17 protein-coding genes are annotated in these 15935 nt (G+C 67.0%); 9 read left to right on the top strand and 8 right to left on the bottom strand.

Features of this window, described 5'->3' with window-relative positions; all coding sequences use genetic code 11:
* Positions 1-9: 9 nt before the first annotated feature.
* The gene (locus tag MRBLMI12_RS12310; RefSeq protein ID WP_363356765.1) at positions 10-291 is read right to left on the bottom strand and encodes a type II toxin-antitoxin system RelE/ParE family toxin; all 282 of its coding nucleotides are present in this window, start codon (positions 289-291) and stop codon (positions 10-12) included.
* 300 nt (positions 292-591) lie between these two features.
* Between MRBLMI12_RS12310 and MRBLMI12_RS12305 the strand changes: the two genes are divergently transcribed.
* The 3 genes from MRBLMI12_RS12305 to MRBLMI12_RS12295 all read left to right on the top strand — a co-directional run bounded on the left by MRBLMI12_RS12305 (position 592) and on the right by MRBLMI12_RS12295 (position 3360).
* The gene (locus MRBLMI12_RS12305) at positions 592-1341 is read left to right on the top strand and encodes a YhjD/YihY/BrkB family envelope integrity protein (RefSeq protein WP_363356764.1); all 750 of its coding nucleotides are present in this window, start codon (positions 592-594) and stop codon (positions 1339-1341) included.
* 460 nt (positions 1342-1801) lie between these two features.
* The gene (locus tag MRBLMI12_RS12300) at positions 1802-2209 is read left to right on the top strand and encodes a YciI family protein (RefSeq protein ID WP_363357050.1); all 408 of its coding nucleotides are present in this window, start codon (positions 1802-1804) and stop codon (positions 2207-2209) included.
* 5 nt (positions 2210-2214) lie between these two features.
* Positions 2215-3360, top strand: a complete 1146-nt coding sequence (locus MRBLMI12_RS12295; RefSeq protein WP_363356763.1) for an RNA polymerase sigma factor — start codon at positions 2215-2217, stop codon at positions 3358-3360.
* A 129-nt stretch (positions 3361-3489) separates the two neighbouring features.
* On the opposite strand, the gene MRBLMI12_RS12290 is transcribed toward MRBLMI12_RS12295, so the two are convergent.
* Positions 3490-3849, bottom strand: coding sequence for a hypothetical protein (locus MRBLMI12_RS12290; RefSeq protein ID WP_363356762.1), 360 nt, complete (start codon positions 3847-3849; stop codon positions 3490-3492).
* Between the two features lie 337 nt (positions 3850-4186).
* On the opposite strand from MRBLMI12_RS12290, the gene MRBLMI12_RS12285 reads away from it, so the two are divergent.
* From MRBLMI12_RS12285 to MRBLMI12_RS12265, 5 genes are all read left to right on the top strand, one after another.
* Positions 4187-4741 (top strand): TM2 domain-containing protein, encoded by a 555-nt coding sequence (locus tag MRBLMI12_RS12285; protein ID WP_363356761.1) that lies wholly within the window; start codon positions 4187-4189, stop codon positions 4739-4741.
* Positions 4742-4791: 50 nt separating this feature from the next.
* Positions 4792-6183, top strand: coding sequence for a DUF2252 domain-containing protein (locus tag MRBLMI12_RS12280; protein WP_363356760.1), 1392 nt, complete (start codon positions 4792-4794; stop codon positions 6181-6183).
* 233 nt (positions 6184-6416) lie between these two features.
* Positions 6417-7472 (top strand): alpha/beta fold hydrolase, encoded by a 1056-nt coding sequence (locus MRBLMI12_RS12275; RefSeq protein WP_363356759.1) that lies wholly within the window; start codon positions 6417-6419, stop codon positions 7470-7472.
* A 107-nt stretch (positions 7473-7579) separates the two neighbouring features.
* On the top strand, positions 7580-8065 hold the full coding sequence (locus MRBLMI12_RS12270; RefSeq protein ID WP_363356758.1) for a tetratricopeptide repeat protein: 486 nt from the start codon (positions 7580-7582) through the stop codon (positions 8063-8065).
* Between the two features lie 295 nt (positions 8066-8360).
* Positions 8361-8855: a hypothetical protein gene (locus MRBLMI12_RS12265; RefSeq protein ID WP_363356757.1), complete on the top strand. Its 495-nt coding sequence runs from the start codon at positions 8361-8363 to the stop codon at positions 8853-8855.
* A gap of 166 nt (positions 8856-9021) precedes the next feature.
* On the opposite strand, the gene budA is transcribed toward MRBLMI12_RS12265, so the two are convergent.
* The 4 genes from budA to MRBLMI12_RS12245 form a co-directional block, all read right to left on the bottom strand.
* The gene (budA, locus tag MRBLMI12_RS12260) at positions 9022-9759 is read right to left on the bottom strand and encodes an acetolactate decarboxylase (RefSeq protein WP_363356756.1); all 738 of its coding nucleotides are present in this window, start codon (positions 9757-9759) and stop codon (positions 9022-9024) included.
* Between the two features lie 515 nt (positions 9760-10274).
* A complete protein-coding gene (locus tag MRBLMI12_RS12255; protein ID WP_363356755.1) occupies positions 10275-11378 on the bottom strand; it encodes an AI-2E family transporter in 1104 nt (367 codons plus the stop codon).
* Between the two features lie 106 nt (positions 11379-11484).
* Entirely contained in the window at positions 11485-11973 is a 489-nt protein-coding gene (locus tag MRBLMI12_RS12250) for a hypothetical protein (protein WP_363356754.1), read from the bottom strand.
* Positions 11974-12048: 75 nt separating this feature from the next.
* Complete coding sequence (locus tag MRBLMI12_RS12245; protein ID WP_363356753.1) at positions 12049-12654, bottom strand: hypothetical protein; 606 nt, start codon at positions 12652-12654, stop codon at positions 12049-12051.
* 157 nt (positions 12655-12811) lie between these two features.
* On the opposite strand from MRBLMI12_RS12245, the gene MRBLMI12_RS12240 reads away from it, so the two are divergent.
* Positions 12812-14092, top strand: coding sequence for a PucR family transcriptional regulator (locus tag MRBLMI12_RS12240; RefSeq protein ID WP_363356752.1), 1281 nt, complete (start codon positions 12812-12814; stop codon positions 14090-14092).
* 208 nt (positions 14093-14300) lie between these two features.
* On the opposite strand, the gene MRBLMI12_RS12235 is transcribed toward MRBLMI12_RS12240, so the two are convergent.
* On the bottom strand, positions 14301-15182 hold the full coding sequence (locus tag MRBLMI12_RS12235) for a hypothetical protein (protein ID WP_363356751.1): 882 nt from the start codon (positions 15180-15182) through the stop codon (positions 14301-14303).
* 190 nt (positions 15183-15372) lie between these two features.
* On the bottom strand, positions 15373-15873 hold the full coding sequence (locus tag MRBLMI12_RS12230) for a hypothetical protein (RefSeq protein ID WP_363356750.1): 501 nt from the start codon (positions 15871-15873) through the stop codon (positions 15373-15375).
* Positions 15874-15935 lie beyond the last annotated feature (62 nt).

The following is a 15935-nucleotide window of genomic DNA, read 5'->3' as shown; positions in this document are numbered from 1 at the left end:
GGTCCCTCCTCAGTGGTAGTCGACGATCTGGACGTCGGTTGGACCGGCGGATGTCCAGACGAAGCAGATGCGGTACTGGTCGTTGATGCGAATCGAGTGCTGTCCGTCGCGGTCGCCGGCCAGCTTCTCGAGCCGGTTGCCCGGCGGGATCCGCAGGTCGTTGATCGTCTCGGCTGCGTTGAGCAGGCGAAGCTTCTTCTGTGCGGCGCGTTGCAGTTCCGGCCCGAATTGCCGGACATGCTCGCGCGCCCAGACCTTGCGCGTCGGCTCGTCCGCGAAAGACTGGATCACCCCGCCATGCTAACGCTAGTCGATAGTATTGGCAAACGTGAGCAGATGAACGAGTGCGCGATCGCCGCTCCCTCAGCGCGCCGATCGTGAAGCCTCAGCCGTGAAGGTCAGTTCGTGTGTGGGCCTCGTGCGCGGTGTTAGCCTCTGACTGGATCGGGCGACGTCGTCTCGGATCGTGAGGTGCCTATGGCGCGGTGGACCATGAGTCGCCTCGTCCGCAGCAGTGCGCGGTCACCTGCTGGGCGATTCGCGTTGCGAGTCACCCGCGATCTGGCCGACCTGGGCCTTATCGATCGCGGCATGACCCTCGCGGCGCATACATTCACGTCAGTCCTGCCGATCTTGATCGTCGTGGGCGCGTTGCAGTCCAGGCTCGACAGTCGGACGGCCGCGATCTTCGCGGAGCACATGGGATTCGATGCGGCCACGGCCGAGACTCTGGAGAAGTCGCTGCCGGGAGGCGCTCAGGAGCTTCGCGCGACAGGTGTCATCGGCGTGGTCCTCCTCGTCATCGCCGCGACCTCTTTCGCGCGGGCTCTGGAACGGAGCCTTCGCAGGATCTGGCGTGCGCCCGCCGTCAGCCTGAAGTTCGCCTGGCGGTGGCTCGCGGCGATCGCAGCGGTCGTGGTCGGAATCGCGGTGGTCGTCGCGACGCGCATCATCATTAGCGATGATGGACCGCTGCGCGTGATCGAGTTCATCGCCGAGGTCGTGCTGTGGGGCGTGCTGTGGTGGGTCGCTTCGTGGATCGTCGTCAATCGCCGGGTCAGCCTTCGACAGCTGCTGCCGGGCTCCGTTCTCGCGGGGATCGGATTCGCCGTGGCCGGAAGGTTCGGCAGAGTTTTCCTGCCACCGCTGCTCGCAGACTCGGCACAGCGATTCGGCGTCTTGGGCATGGCGTTCACCTATATCGGATGGCTGCTCGTGCTGGCTTGCATTCTTCTCATCGCGGCGACGGTCGGTCGAGTCGTGTATCTCACCTACTCGGGGCGAGCATGGCGTCACTCCGCTTCGAGGTTCCGAGTCGATGTGCGAGCAGCTCGGTTGTAGGAGCTGGACCCGATGCGCTCCGCTGAAGCACGCCACCACGGATCCGGCGCAGCTTCAGAGAACCGCCGACCGTAGGACACTCCGCCGGCGCGCATTTTGGCGTTGCGCTACCTGCTGGCCGAGAGACGTCGGTTGTGGATCCGGATGCCGATGAGACCCGGCGCGAGTGCGATTGCTGCGACGGCGACCGACCAGAATCCGATCGTCGGAACGAGGAAACTCGCGGAGAGTGCGACAAGACTCCGACCACTGTCTACGCGGTGAGCGCAACCGAGTCCTCGAAGCGGACGATGTTCGTCGGCCGCGCCGTCGGCGTACGCCAGGCCTCCCGCCGACGGGTCCTTGAACGGGCTGCGGCAACAACTTGAGAGAATTTCCCGTCCCGATGTAGAGATGGGCGGTTCGGTTCCGTCTCCTATCCGAAGCGGCCAGAATGGGCCGCACCGAACGGAAGGTCGTCATGGCCAAGTACCTGATGCTGAAGCACTACCGGGGCGGGCGTCCCTCGACGAACGCGGTTCCGATGGACCAGCTCACGGCGGAAGAGTGGACGGCGCACGTGCAGTACATGCAGGACATGGAGCGGCGCCTCATCGACTCCGGCGAGCTGATCTCGTCGGAGGCGCTCTCGATGGGCGGCGCGTGGGTGCGCTTCGACGGCGAGGGGCGTCCGCCGGTCGTCGATGGTCCGTTCGCCGAGACGAAGGACCTCATCGCCGGCTGGATGCTCATCGAGGTCGACTCGTACGAGCGCGCGCTGGAGCTCGCGTCCGAGCTCTCGGCTGCGCCGTGGGCCGGCGGCGCGGCTCTTGGCGAGTGGCTCGAACTGCGTGAGGTGATGAGCGCGGTGCCCGCCGACGTCGGATGACGCCGGTGGATGCCACGGCACTGCGCCGAGCGATCCCTGAGGTCGTCGGCATCCTCGTCCGGCGCGGCGCGGACTTCGCGTCGGCCGAGGATGCCGTGCAGACCGCCCTCGTGCGCGCCCTCGAGCGACCAGTGCTCGAGGGCGTGCGCGACATCCGTGCGTGGCTCGTCACGGTCGCCTGGCGTGCGTTCCTCGATCAGGTGCGCAGCGATACGGCCCGCGCCGCGCGGGAGGAGCGGCTCGCACAGGAGCGCGAACCCGGCCCGGTACCGCAGCATGACGACACCCTCGGGCTCTACTTCCTTTGCACGCATCAGGTCCTCACCTCCACGTCGGCGATCGCACTCACGCTGCGTGCGGTCGCGGGCCTGACCACGCGGCAGATCGCGGAGGCCTTCCTCGTGCCGGAGGCGACGATGGCGCAGCGCATCAGTCGCGCGAAACAGCGGCTCGCCGGCATCCCGCTCGATCAGCCGGGTGATCTGTCCCGTGTGCTGCGCGTGCTCTATCTGCTGTTCAACGAGGGTTACTCGGGCGAGATCGACATCGCGGCCGAGGCGATCCGCGTGACGCGGCAGCTCGCCGCGCTCAACGACGAGCCCGAGGTCTCAGGGCTCCTCGCGCTCATGCTGCTGCACCATGCGAGGCGGCCGGCCCGGGTGGTGGGTGGGCGGCTCGTGCCGCTCGCCCAGCAGGATCGCTCGCTGTGGGACGTGGATGCGATCACCGAGGGCGTCGCGATCCTGCAGTCGGCGCTCGCACGGGACCGGCTGGGACAGTACCAGGCGCAAGCTGCGATCGCGGCGCTGCACGCGGATGCGCCGACGGCGGCCGAGACCGACTGGGTGCAGATCGTGGAATGGTACGACGAGCTTCTCGCCTTCGGGGAGTCGCCCGTCATAAGACTCGGCCGGGCGGTCGCTGTCGGCGAGGCTGACGGGCCGCGCGCGGGCCTCGCGGCCCTCGACCTCGTCGCCGATGATGTGCCGCGATACCACGCCGCCCTCGCCTACCTTCGTGAACGGGCCGGAGAGGTGGATGCCGCTGCCGACGAGTACGCGGAGGCCGCGCGCCGCGCGACCAGCACTCTCGAACAACAGCACCTTCTGCGTCAGGCGGAGCGCCTCGGCGCGAATCAGGATCCCTACTGAGCATGAGGATCCCTCAGTCGCACGTGGCCGGAGAGCGCCGATTCCAGCTCGGGCACGATGTAGCAGCCAAGCGCTTCCCTCGGTTTCCGAAACATCCAGATCAGGCGCCTCCCAGGTCGTGCGTACGTATCACTGCGGGCCCGCGGGATGCGCGAGATCGTAGGCGCGGGAGACCTTCGCCGGGACGACCATGCGCCAGGCATCAACGACGAGCTCACGGGCCTCGGCAGGCTCCAGCGCGGCAAGCTCGGCGTGGACCCAGTTGAAGCGCAGGTCTGAGTCCGAGGGCATCTGGAACTTGCGCGGATTCCCCCCGACGAGCGCTGCCCGCTCCTCCCTCGGGAAGGCGAACCCCATCACGCTCTCGTCGAGAGAGAACGCGACATAGACCATCTGACCGACGCGGAACTTCAATCGCCCGCGCACGTAGGCATGGTAGGAGCGCTCCAACTCTGCGCCCAGCGCCCGAACGTCGTCGATGACCGCCATGTCCACAGCCTCTCAGGCGTGTCTGACTCGGAGCTATCCCCTCTCCGCAGGCAGAGCATCGTGCGGTCAAGCTTCACGCCCGCCGCTCCTTACGTCTTCAGGTAACCGCGCGCCTCGACGATGCGGCCGTCACGGACGCGGATCAGGTTCATGCCCCTGACCCAGTCGTTTTCACCCGTTCCCCAGCGCAGGTTCCACGGTGCCATGACATGTACCGAGGAAGCAGAAGCGTCTGCGCGCACACGCTATGTTGAGCGCACGGATGTCTGGGTGGCTCCGTGAGACGAGGACGAGAATGACGGATACTCCTCCCATGCCTCCAGCAGGCTGGTACGACGTGCCTGCAGGCGGCAAGCGGTTCTGGAACGGACGCGAGTGGTCCACAGACGTCCTCGGTGCCCCCAACGCGCAGGCTGATTACGCGACGCTCGACCCCTACCTGCCAGCGCCGCGCACGGAAGTCATTCCGGCGGCGCCGCAGGCTCGCGCTCACTCCGCAGCCCAGCTTCAGCCCGCCGGCTGGTACCCCGGTCCGACCGGGGCACTTCAGTGGTGGGATGGTCGGCAATGGGGGCCGTTCGCGCCGCCGACCGCCGCCATCTCGCGCCCGGCGAAAGAGGTCGGGATCGCGTACTTGTTCTTGTTCCTTCTCGGCGGTTTCTCGGCACAGCGGTTCTACCTCGGGCTTGTCGGATCCGCGATCGTGTTCAACGTGCTGTGGTGGGGCGGCTGGATTCTCGCTGGTCTCGCGATCGGGATCCCGATGATGGTCGCTGCTGGCATTTGGTGGTTCGTAGACCTGTTCCTCTTGCCCTCGCTCGTGCGCAACGCCAACGCCCGAGCGCTGGCACCCACGCCGATGACACCCTTCCCGCCGATTCGCCGACTCTGAAGACAGCGAGTAGCACTTCGCGACGCGCGAGCCCGCGGTAGCCTGCCCGCATGGGCATCGGCGAGCGACGGTCATCCGCGAACGAAGCCGGACGCCAGGTGCGCAAGCGTCTGCCGCGACGAGGCTTGGCCGAGCTGGTCCTCCCCGTCGACCGGGATCCCATCGGCATCCTCGAGGAACAGCACGCGTCGAGATTGCAGGATCTCGTCCCGGTGCGGGTGGGACGGATGCTGCAATCGCCGTTCTCGTTCTATCGGGGCACGGCGGCGGTCATGGCGGCCGACCTGCGCGATGCACCCACCACCGACCTCGAGGTCGTCTCCTGCGGCGACGCCCACATCTCGAACTTCGGTTTCTTCGCCTCGCCCGAACGCGCGCTCGTCTTCGACCTCAACGACTTCGACGAGGGCGGCGTCGCGCCGTGGGAGTGGGACGTGCGCCGGCTCACCGCGAGCGTGCACATCAGCGGGCGCGACATCGGCTTGAGCGAGGACGCATGCCGCGACGCGGCATTCGTCGCGGCCGACGCATACCGCGAGACGTTGCGGGGCTATTGCCGCCTCTCCACGCGAGAGCGCTACTACACCCGGGTCGACACGTCCGCGGTCGCACGTCACCTCGGGGAGAAGGGTGAGCGGACGGTTCGCAAGGCGGCGAAGAAGGCCCGCGCACGCACGTCCGAGCGGCTCCTGCAGCGCCTGACGACGTTCTCGGTCGACGGCGGCATCCGCATCGTCGATCAACCTCCCATCCTGCGCCACGTCGACCACGCGACCTTGGGCGAGGTCACCGACCTCTTCACCCAGTACCGCGCGACTCTGCGCGAGGACATCGCGTTCCTGCTGGAGCAGTACCGCGTGGTCGACTTCGCCCTGCGGGTGGTCGGTGTCGGCAGCGTCGGTACCCGCTGCTATCTGCTTGCCGTCGAGGGGCCCACCGGCGACATGCTGTTCCTCCAGGCGAAGGAGGCTCCGCCGTCCGTCTTGACGACGTACGGAGGCCGGCGGTCGATCATCCCCGGTCGCCCCGGCGTGACGGACTTCATCGAAGGCCACCGCGTCGTCGCCGCCCAGCGGATCCTGCAGGCGAACTCCGACCTCTTCGTCGGATGGATCCGCGGCTGGGCCGGTGACTCCGCAGAACGTCACCGGGTGGACTACTACTGGCGGCAGTTCCGCGACATGAAGGGTTCGATCGAACCGGCCACGCTCGACGCCGACCAATTCCGCTCGTACGGGGCACTGTGCGCCGCGCTCCTGGCCCGGGCGCACGGACAGTCCCCCGCCTCGGCCGCGATCGTGGGCTACCTCGGCCGGTCCGAGCAATTCGCCGAGGCGACCGCGGCATGGTCCGCCGCCTACGCCGATGTGGCCGAAGCCGACTTCGAGCTGCTGAGCCGAGCCGTCGCATCCGGACGCCTCCCGGCCGAGACCGGCGTCTGAGCCGGGTCCGGGCGCCTCTCAGCCCCGAGGGCGGGCTCTGCCTCACATCCGCCCTCGGATGCCGCCATCGGTGCCCTCAGGCCGGTCCTCAAGCGGACGATTCGCCGCTTGATCACCGAGGTTGCGTGCGGGCGTGGTTCTTCTCACTCCGGGCCGACACGGACGAGAGGGTGTTCTTGACCGGTTGTTCAGGTGGCCTTAGAGGCGAGCTGGGTCGTCCGTATGCTGAGCCGATGAGGAAGTGGGTGGTGCTGGCGACCGCGGTGTTGGGGCTCGCCGTGCTTGTGGCCTGGCGCGGGCCGCGCTTGCCGCCCGGCACGGATCGAACGATCGCGCGCATCCGGTCTGGCCCCGTGACAGGCGTTGTCATCGGCGAGTCGGGGTACGCGCAGTCCGGCGAGGTCCGGATCTGGTTCGAGTCCATTGCCCCGGTGGATGTGGAGAAGGGTGTCGTGCTGCTCAACATCGCCCTCGGTGCGAGCTCGCTGTACTGGCCGCCCGCGTTCCTGCGCGCCTTGTCTGCGGCAGGATACCGAGTGGTCAGGTACGACCAGCGCGGCACCGGTGCGTCGAGCCGGATGCCGGACTGGATGCGACAGCATCCGTACTCGCTGATCGACATGGCAAGTGACGCGATCGCCGTCCTCGATGAGCTTCGCATCGCCCGCGCCCACATGCTCGGGCTGTCTCTCGGAGGTTTCATCGCCCAGGAGATCGCGATCGGCTACCCTGAGCGTGTTCAGTCGCTCACCCTGTTGTCGACATCCGCCGACCCCACCGACGCCTCCATGCCCGGCCCACGGGCCTGGCCGCTGATCAAATCCGCGATCGCCGGCCTTCCGCTGTTGCGGTACCGCCTGCTCGGCGGCGAGACGAATCTCGTGAGGGAGCTGCTCGCTGGCCTGGTCGCGCAAGGCGGAGATGATCCTGTCGACGTGGAGGAGTGGACCAGGATCGTGCTCTACGACCGCCGCGAACGAGGCGGGTTCAACCTCCGCGCGCTGCGGCAGCATCAGGTTGCGGTCGCTGTGACCCGATCCCGATATCCGCTGCTGGGCACGATCACCGCACCCACCCTCGTGATACACGGCGCGGAGGACACCTTCTTGCCGATCGAGCACGGCCGACGGCTCGCTGCGGCCATCCCGTCCGCCTCCGGAATGTGGCTGGAAGACGCTGGGCACACGTTCCCGTACCCCGACATGCGCGCGGTGACCAGCGCGATCACGGACCACCTCGACGCCTCCGATCCCGGTGTGCCCGACTCGGCACACGGACGACCCGACTAAGCGACCCACGCTGGCCGCAAGCCGGTCCCTTGGCGCGCGCGAGTGTGATCGGCTATTCACGTCTCACGGCAGCGGGCACTATGACCCCGGCGCAATAGCCTGGACGGATGAGTACCGGGAATTGGGAACGCCGCGTCGCCGCACTCTGGGCTGACGAGACCATTGGCGACCAGCGCCGAATCGAGCTCATGCGCAGCCTTGCCGGTGCCGCACCGCACCCGGCACTCGGTTGGTTCGAGCTCGGCGGCGCCTTCGACTCCGCCGGCTACGAGGCCGAGGCCGACGTGCACTACGCAGCCGCCACTGCCGCCGGCCTGGACACTGTAGACGCCGGCCGGGCGGCGCAGATGGTGGTTCAGCACGCCTCGACCCTGCGGAACCTCGGTCGGGTGGACGAGGCACTCGCAATGCTCCAAGACGCACCTGAGCACCCGGCCACCGGTGCCGCACCAAGAGTCTTCCTTGCACTAGCCCTTCACAGCGCCGGCCGACAGGATGAGGCACTCCGCGTCGCGATTGAGGCCGTCGAACCGACCCTGCCCCGTTACCGCCGCTCGGTGAGGGCCTATGCCAAGGCTCTCACCGAGCGCTAAGTGGTCCGCGACCCACGTCCCGAAAGCCGGTCAGCCTGCGGGCGGTGCGCTTCCGCTCCCCCGCTACGCGCGCAATACTGCCCACCGTGCGTGGTCGCAGGCCCGATTGCCGATCTCGCTGCACGGCGGCGTGTGGAGGGGCGGGACCAATGGTCACTCGCGTCGTTGGCAGAGGCTGTGGCCGACGGAGGCACCTAGCACTCGTCCGCGACGCTGGCAACCCCACCTTGATTTCATGCTCGCTCACGGCTGGCGCGCATACGATTGCGCGACCGCACGACGAAGGGAGACGAGAATGACCGACATCCAGGGAAACTCCGAAGCCACCCAGGCGGCGCGAGACGCCGCCGAGCGAGTGCGCAAATCGGCCGCCGACGGCGCAGAATCGTTCGGCGCGACGGCGGAGCAGATCGCTGACGAGGTCTCGGCCGGCGCGGAAGCCGCGAGGAGCGATGTCGCAGGAACCGTGAGCGACATCGCAGACAAGGTGAGCGAGAAGGTCGGCGACGTCGTCGATGGAGCCAAGAGCGCTGCATCCGAAGCGAGGGGCGCGGCCGGAAGAGCCGCGGATGCCGCCGTCGATGCCGCGAAGGCCGCAAGCACGAGTATCAAGGATGTCGCCGACAACGTAGATCTCGACAGCCTTGTCGCCCACACCAAGACGGTCGCGGGAGACTGGACTGACAAGCTGAAGCAGACCTATCGCGAGCGTCCCGGCGTCGTGATCGCCGCAGCCGTGGGCGCTGTAGTGGTGCTGGGCGCGATCGTGCGCTCGATCAGTCGTCGCTGACACTGACGCTTCCTGTATCAAAGCCCCGGAGGGGTGGAGGCAATGCACTGAGCGCATCACGCCGCTCAGCAATGACTGTCAGTGCTCGAGACCCATCCGCAACCGCGCTGCGCGCGGAGGTGGCGCCTTCATCGTGCGATCGACCGTTCTGGTGTTCCCGCAACCGTCAAGAACCGGCGGTTGCCCCGCCCTCGACCGCAACGATGCGATGGTCGTCGTTGTGCGTGAGTTCGGTGTTGAGAAAGCGACTGTCCGTCGGCAAGCGCAGATCGAAGCGCGAATACGATGCGATCTGCAAGCTGGCACTTTCGATCGTGACATCCAGAATGTGACCACCGACACTCCGATCGTCGGCGAGGAAATGCAGGTGCAGCCCTGCAACGGTGATGCCCTGATAGATCGCAGGCGCCCAGAATCCGATGAGCGTGCCTCGCACGTCGACGAGATCTGTCTCGATCTGTTGATTGACGACCTCGGCGAGCGGCCGGAACGGGTGTTCTTGGCGCTGCGTGACTCGAACGCGCGCTGACCGCAGCACGCCGTCGACGCGCACGGCGTGGAAGAGATTGCGGCTGACCAGCGCCCGTTCGATGTGCTCCGTCAAAGCCGCCAGCGCAAGCCCGGTGATGGGTTCGGGGGTCGCCGTGGGGAACCGGCAGACGACGACAAAGGGGAGAATCTCGCTATCAGCCATCCGCGCCGGCGGTTTCTCGACGGTGCATTCGAAGACCTCACCCTCGTTGATGATCACTTCGCCGCCAAGACTCTCGCAGCACCCGATGCCGAAGTCGCCGACCTCCTTCGCGGTCTTCACCGACATCCCCGAGTCGTAGGTACCCGCGAGGAGCGCGTCGAGCACCGCGAACTGGGTCACCGCAGCGTCTGCGAATTGTCGACCTGCCACGTCGCGAGGCTACCGCGACCGGCGCCAGATCCATCCGACCAAACTCCCCGCTGCTTCAATGGCGGGATCCTGAACCGGGCGCCTGCACGGTTAAGCTCCGCTGTCGCACTATCGACTCAGCCGCGGGGCTGAGCGGGGTGGCAGCCGTGGTCGGGTGTTGTCGGGTCGGATGTCAGCTGGTTCTTGTGGCCATGAGTTCGACAGCGCAGTCTCGCGTGCACTCGAAGAGTTCGTCCAGTCCGGTGGTGAGGTGGCCGAGGAAGCGCACCACCAGATGCGGTGTCCGCTTCGTCGTCCTCCCCTGCGCACCTCGTGTGTTCGGGTTTGTCAATGCAGATGCCTCAGCCGCATACGTTCCTGAGCGCCCCGTCACGGGTTGACACCTCCTGTCCATCTCGTTGCCGATCCTCAAGTGTGAGTTCGTCCGAGCCGCGACTGGTCGGCCCACCGGGGCGCATCCACCAAACCACCGTTGCGCACGTCTCAGGCTGCAACCACCGAGTCGCCGACCGTGATCAGAGCCTGCGCCGGTGACGCCGCGAGATCGGGAACAGGCCAGACGCCAAACCAGGTCTTCCCATCCCACTTGCGGTAGTTCGCCCGGGCAAGCGCGCCTTCCGCCGGGCCCAACGCGCAGCGAGTTCGTCGCCGTCCCACACCTGCACGACGCCCCAGGCTGCCGCAGTGAGCGGGACGGCGATCAGGGCGCCGACGATTCCGCCGACGGCCGTCCCACCGGCGATGACCACGAGCACGACGAGCGCGTGGAGACTGACCGTCTTGCCCATCAGGATCGGTTTCAGGACGTTCGACTCCACTTGATTGACGACGATGACGACGAGCACGACGAGTGCTGCGTTGAGCGGTCCATTGCTGACGAGTGCGACCAGTGCGGCGACTGCGCCGGCGGTCACGGCGCCGACGATCGGAATGAAGGCGAGCAGGAAGGTAAGGATCGCGAGCGGCACAGAGAGGGGCACCTGCAGGATGAGGAGGCCGATGAACACCCCCACCGCGTCGAAGAGTGCCGCTGCGGCGGTGCTTGAGATGTAGCCACCGAACACGTTGACGGTCTTGCGTCTGATGCGCTCCGCGCGGTCGTAGGCGGCTCCCTCCAATGGCCGGACCAGGAACTCCCACATCTGGGGGCCGTCCTTGAGGATGAAGAAGAGAATGATGGCCATCATCCCGACACAGGTGGCGATCTCGGTGATGGCGCCGATCCCGTCCAGCGCGCCCGATCCGAATTCGGCGCTCGTGACGAAGCTGCTGATCTGTTCGCCGAGGTCGTTGAGTTGTCGCATGTCCAGTGAGAACGGCAGGGTCTGCAGCCAGCCCAGGATCCGCTCGAGACCCTCGTGAGCCTTGATCGCGAGCTTGCTCCATTCCTGGCTGACCGAACCCACGACGAACAGGAGGGAGCCGACGATGACCGCGAGCAGGAACACGAGTGCCAGCGCCGCGCCGGCGGCGGGGCGCAGACGGCGGCGTGCTGACCACCGCATCCACGGTTCGAATGCCGCTGCGAAGATCAGTGCGAGCACGAGGGGGATTGTGACGATGGACAGGCGGCTGAGCAGCCAGACCAGCACCACGACGACCGCGGCGACGAGGAGCATCTGCGCACTGCGTGTAGCGGCGCGCCCGATTCCGCTGCTCCAGAGCCGCGTCAGGTTGCTGACTTGATTTCGCATGTTCGTTGTTCTTTCCCCAGAGGCATCTGGGCTAATGGACGAGCACCTTGAGCAGCACGACCCCGCCGACGGCAGCCAGCTGGAGCAGCAGGTAGCCCACTTTCTGCCACGTGGTGGTGGCGCTCCCGCGCAACCCCCAGAGAACGAGGACGAGTTGCGTGACAGCAAGAGCTGCGATCGCGAGCATCAGCCCGGTCCGAAGACTCCAGAGGCCGGTTTCGCTCAGGAGCAGAAGAACGATCGGGACCACGGTGATTTCGAGGGTGCGAAGAGAAGCGTGAAGGATGCTGCGCATGGTGTTGCGTCGTGCGGCTCCGCCGTGCTCGCCGGCGTGCGCGATCGTCTCGGCGACGAGGCTGGCGGCGAAGAGCCCGCCCATGGTGCCGAGAAGGCTGCCCGCGGCCGCTCGTCCGCTGAATGCCTCCGACGTGGGGACCATCACCAGCAGGGTGGCGATGCCGGTGATCGATGCGTACAGCGCCTCGCGGACGTGCTGCGTGATCCCCTGTTTTGTCTTCATGATTTCCGCACCGTGGCATGAGGGCCGAGCGGGGCACCGGCGCGCGGTATGCGCCGATGCCCCGACGTCCGAGACTTAGGCGAACTCGAGCTTCTCCTTGAGGTCTGCGAGGCGCTCCTGGGCGTTCTGGCGGCGCTCAGCCTTGCGCTGCTCGCGCACGATGCGGTCCGCTTCCTTCTGCGCCGTGCGGTAGGCGTCCTCTGCCGCCTCGATCTCGGCGAGCACCAGTTCGGTGGGGCGCCGGTACACGGTCCCGCCCAGCTCGAGCATCAGAGTGTCCACGACCTCGAACGCGTATTCCTCGACCTCCGCGACGACGGCGGTGCCGCCCAGCGGAATGGCGCGGCTGATCTCGCCGAGGACGCTGTCGGTGCGGTCCGCGCGGCGGATGTCGAAGGCGCCGCCGACCGCCAGGCCGCCGGTCCAGCCGAACAGCATCCCGATCGGGCCACCGATGACGCCGATCATGAGACCGATCAGGCTTCCGCCCACGGTGGCAGCGCCAGCGACGACGTCGCCGCCCTCGGGGCTGCTGAGGCGACCGTACTCGTCACGGGTGACGATCGTCGCCGAGAGCACATCCACGCGCCCCTCGAGCGCTGCGCCCTTGAGTTCGCTGAGCGCTTCGTAGGCCTTGCTGCGGTCCTCGAATGAGACTGCGATGACATTGTGTGCCGACATGTTGTGACCTCCAGATCACGTTGATTCCTTTGGGGTTGCGCGGATTTTCCGCGACATGTCAACGGTCCTCGGGATCGGTCACCAGGTCATCGTGCGCTGTGCCGCCTCCCGCGACGAGCACATGTGCACTGTGCACTTCCTCGGCTAGGCTGACCGCGTGTCGACCGCAGCCGTAATGGCGAAGGTCATCTCCTCGCTCGATTGGAAGGGTGACCTCGGACCGGCCCCGCTCCCGGCGGAGGAGGCCGAGCGGCTGCGGTTCCGCATCGGGGAGGGCGCCACCCAGTGGGTGGCCGGGGCGGTGGAACAGGCTCTCGCCGCTCTCAAGACGCACATTGACGATTCGCTCGCACCGTGGCACATCTTTCGCGCCTTCGGCAGGCACGTGCTCACTGCGGTCCTGCTCCGGCTCGCCGGCGAGGATGAGCTGCCGGCCGAAAAGGAGGCGATCGATCGCGTCCTCGCCGAAGACTCCGTCGCGCGGGACATCCCCTTGTCGGTGGTCACTCGAGCCCTGCGCACCGCGCAGCGCGAGTGGCTGTCGCTCCTGATCGATGCCGCCATCGCGCTCGGTCCGGACGGCATCAGGGTCATTCCGGCATTGGCCACCTCACTGACCGAGACGATGGATGCCTGGATCGGTGCGGCGACCGAGGCGGTCGCCGAAGAGCGCCGGCGTGTCTACCTCGTGGAGCAGGTGCGCGTGAGGAGTGCGATCGAGTCATTGGTCACGCCAGCGCCAGTGGATGTCGAGGCGGCCACGCGACTGCTGGGCGTGCCGCTGGCCGCCTGGCACCTGGGCTGCGCCATCGGAGCAGCGCCGGGCGTCGCCGTCGAGCGGCGAGTACTGGACGGCATCGTCTATGTGTTCGGCCGGGAGGTCGGCGAGCGGATGCTGCGTTACGAGACGAGCGCCGGAACGGTCCACCTCTGGGTGACGACCGATCGGCGGTCTCGGGTACCGCGGGTGGAGGATCTCCGCGTGCCGGCGCCGCTTCTCGTCGGCATCGGCGAACCACACCCCGGCGTGGAGGGATTCCGGCGGACGTTCCTCGAAGCATCCGATTCTCTGGGGCTGGCGGCGAGTCTGGGTGGCAGCGGCGGCGTCTCCTACATCGACGCGGCGTTGGCGATCCTCCTCAGCCGGGACGAGGAGCGCGCTCGCTGGTTCGTCGAGCACGAGCTGCGAGGCCTGGCCGCCGACAGCTCCGAGATGGCCGACATGCGCAACACCCTCCGGACGTTCTTCGACACGCGCATGCGCATCGCGCCGGCGGCCGAACGCCTCTTCCTGCACCGAAACACCCTTATCAACCGGCTCGAGCGGATTCAGTCGCTGCTCGGACACAGCGTCACCCAGCGGACCGCCGAGACCCAAGCAGCGCTCGTGCTCGCGGAGCTGTTCGCCGCGCGTGACTACGCCCGCCCGAGCACGTAACCAGACGCGGCTAGGGATCTGCATGCGGGGACCGGCGCGACTAAGGACGCTCGTCGCGCATGCGGGGCCTTCATGAGGTTTGACTCGATCTAGCCTGAGGCTGCCGCGCGACTGGAGCCGCCTGTGAGCAGCGGAGTCGGGCGCCTCGGGCTGACTAGTTGTAGTGCCGAGTAGTCAGTCCGGGGACCGTCTCCGGCTTGTGGCTGACTCAGCCGCACTCCGAGGGCCCGCGTGAGGCCCAGCCACTGCGCGCGATCGATGGTGAGTCGCACAGTCCCGGACCCAGGTAGGCCTGCTGGTAGAGGTCCTCGACAGAGTCTGGCTCGATGCCCATCGTGCGGATGGTGTGGGGAACGGCCACTGTCAGCTCTTCGCCTTCCTTCAGGAGGCGGAGAGAAAGGTGCACATCGCAGACACGCACCCTGTCCGGATCCTCCAGTCCGTCGAAGCTCGGCTCGAGATCGACGACCACGACGACCTCTTCATCCTTCGCAAGTTCGATTGTCCGATCGGGGAAGTACGGGCTTGCGTTCCCGGAAGCGTCGTAGACCAGCGGGCGCGCATCCGCGTCCTCGCTCTTGATCGTCATTCTCTCGGAGGCGACACCGGCGCCGCGGCCCGAGACCATCCGCACCAGTGTGCCGCGGTCCGGCTCCTTGCAATCACTCACGGTGTCGACGCCGGTGATTCGAATCGGATCGGCCTCACGGCCGGTCAGTGTAAGCGTCAACGTCCGGGTACTGGTGATGGTGCCATCCTTGTGCTCGGACAGCCATGTCGTTGCAGCCTGGGGTGTCATCTCGTACAGGTCGGCCAGTTCGTCGTCCGACAGCTCCTCGCTGCTCGGAATGCTGACGTCGTCTTGCGACGGCTCAGCGACCACATGGATGCCGACATACTCGCCGTCGGCCAACACGTCGTCGAGGAGATCGTTGGCCGGCTCGCTGAGCCGCGGAACGAGGACAGCTGTCACGACGCCGACGGTGACGGCTGTCACGACCGCGGTGACTATCGTTATCCACCAGACGGCGACGCCCCGACGTCGACCACTCTCACCGGCGGCAGGCTCATGAGATGACTGGTCCGCCATTGCGCGCCTCCTGCCGACACTTGCCGGCACTTGCCGTGCCCGGCTTTCTAGATCAGAGACAGCCAGAGACCACTCAGATACTGCTCATCGCAGACTTGTGACTGCCCCCGACTTGCGCATGTCTCGCGGGCGAATCAGGGATCCCTGTGGGAACGCTCTCTACCTGAGATGCACGTAGCGGCGGGTGAATCTAACGCCGGGAGACGAGCATCGAGGATGCCACTTGCAGCCGTAGCGCATGTGTCACGCCGAAGACCGAGGTTGCGAGGCGGTCGACACCCGACATTTGCGTCTGCTCGATGGGAACGAGCTGAGGCGTGGTCGCTTGGATCTCGTGGCCGTCGTGGAGCACTGTCGCACCGCCGGCGGCGCGGACGTTGCGAAGCCACTGGGTCCCGTCGCCGTAGGGGAGGGAGATGTACAGCTCGTTGCCCACGCGCTGTACCCCGACCGGCGTGTCGTAGACCTTGCCGCTGACCCGGCCGGGAGCACGGACGACGGCCCAGGGCGAGCCGGTGGTACCGGCATCCCGCAACGTCCCGGGGTTCACCAGGTCCCGCTGCACGGCACGCGCGAAGCTCAGCACCTGGGGGTTCCGAGTGCGGACCCCCACGACGAACACCATCGCAGCGACGATCGCGGCGCCGACCAGAAATGCGAGGAAGGAGGAGAGCATGCGCACAATGGCCATTCGACCACTCTCGCCAGACCGTGGGGCCGCCGCAAGGGGATCGTCACTCGATGGCCTCTCAG

The sequence above is a fragment of the Microbacterium sp. LMI12-1-1.1 genome (assembly GCF_040676455.1).
Lineage (GTDB): Bacteria > Actinomycetota > Actinomycetes > Actinomycetales > Microbacteriaceae > Microbacterium.
Note: the sequence above shows the minus strand (reverse complement) of the source record. Positions and strands in the feature narration are given on the sequence as shown.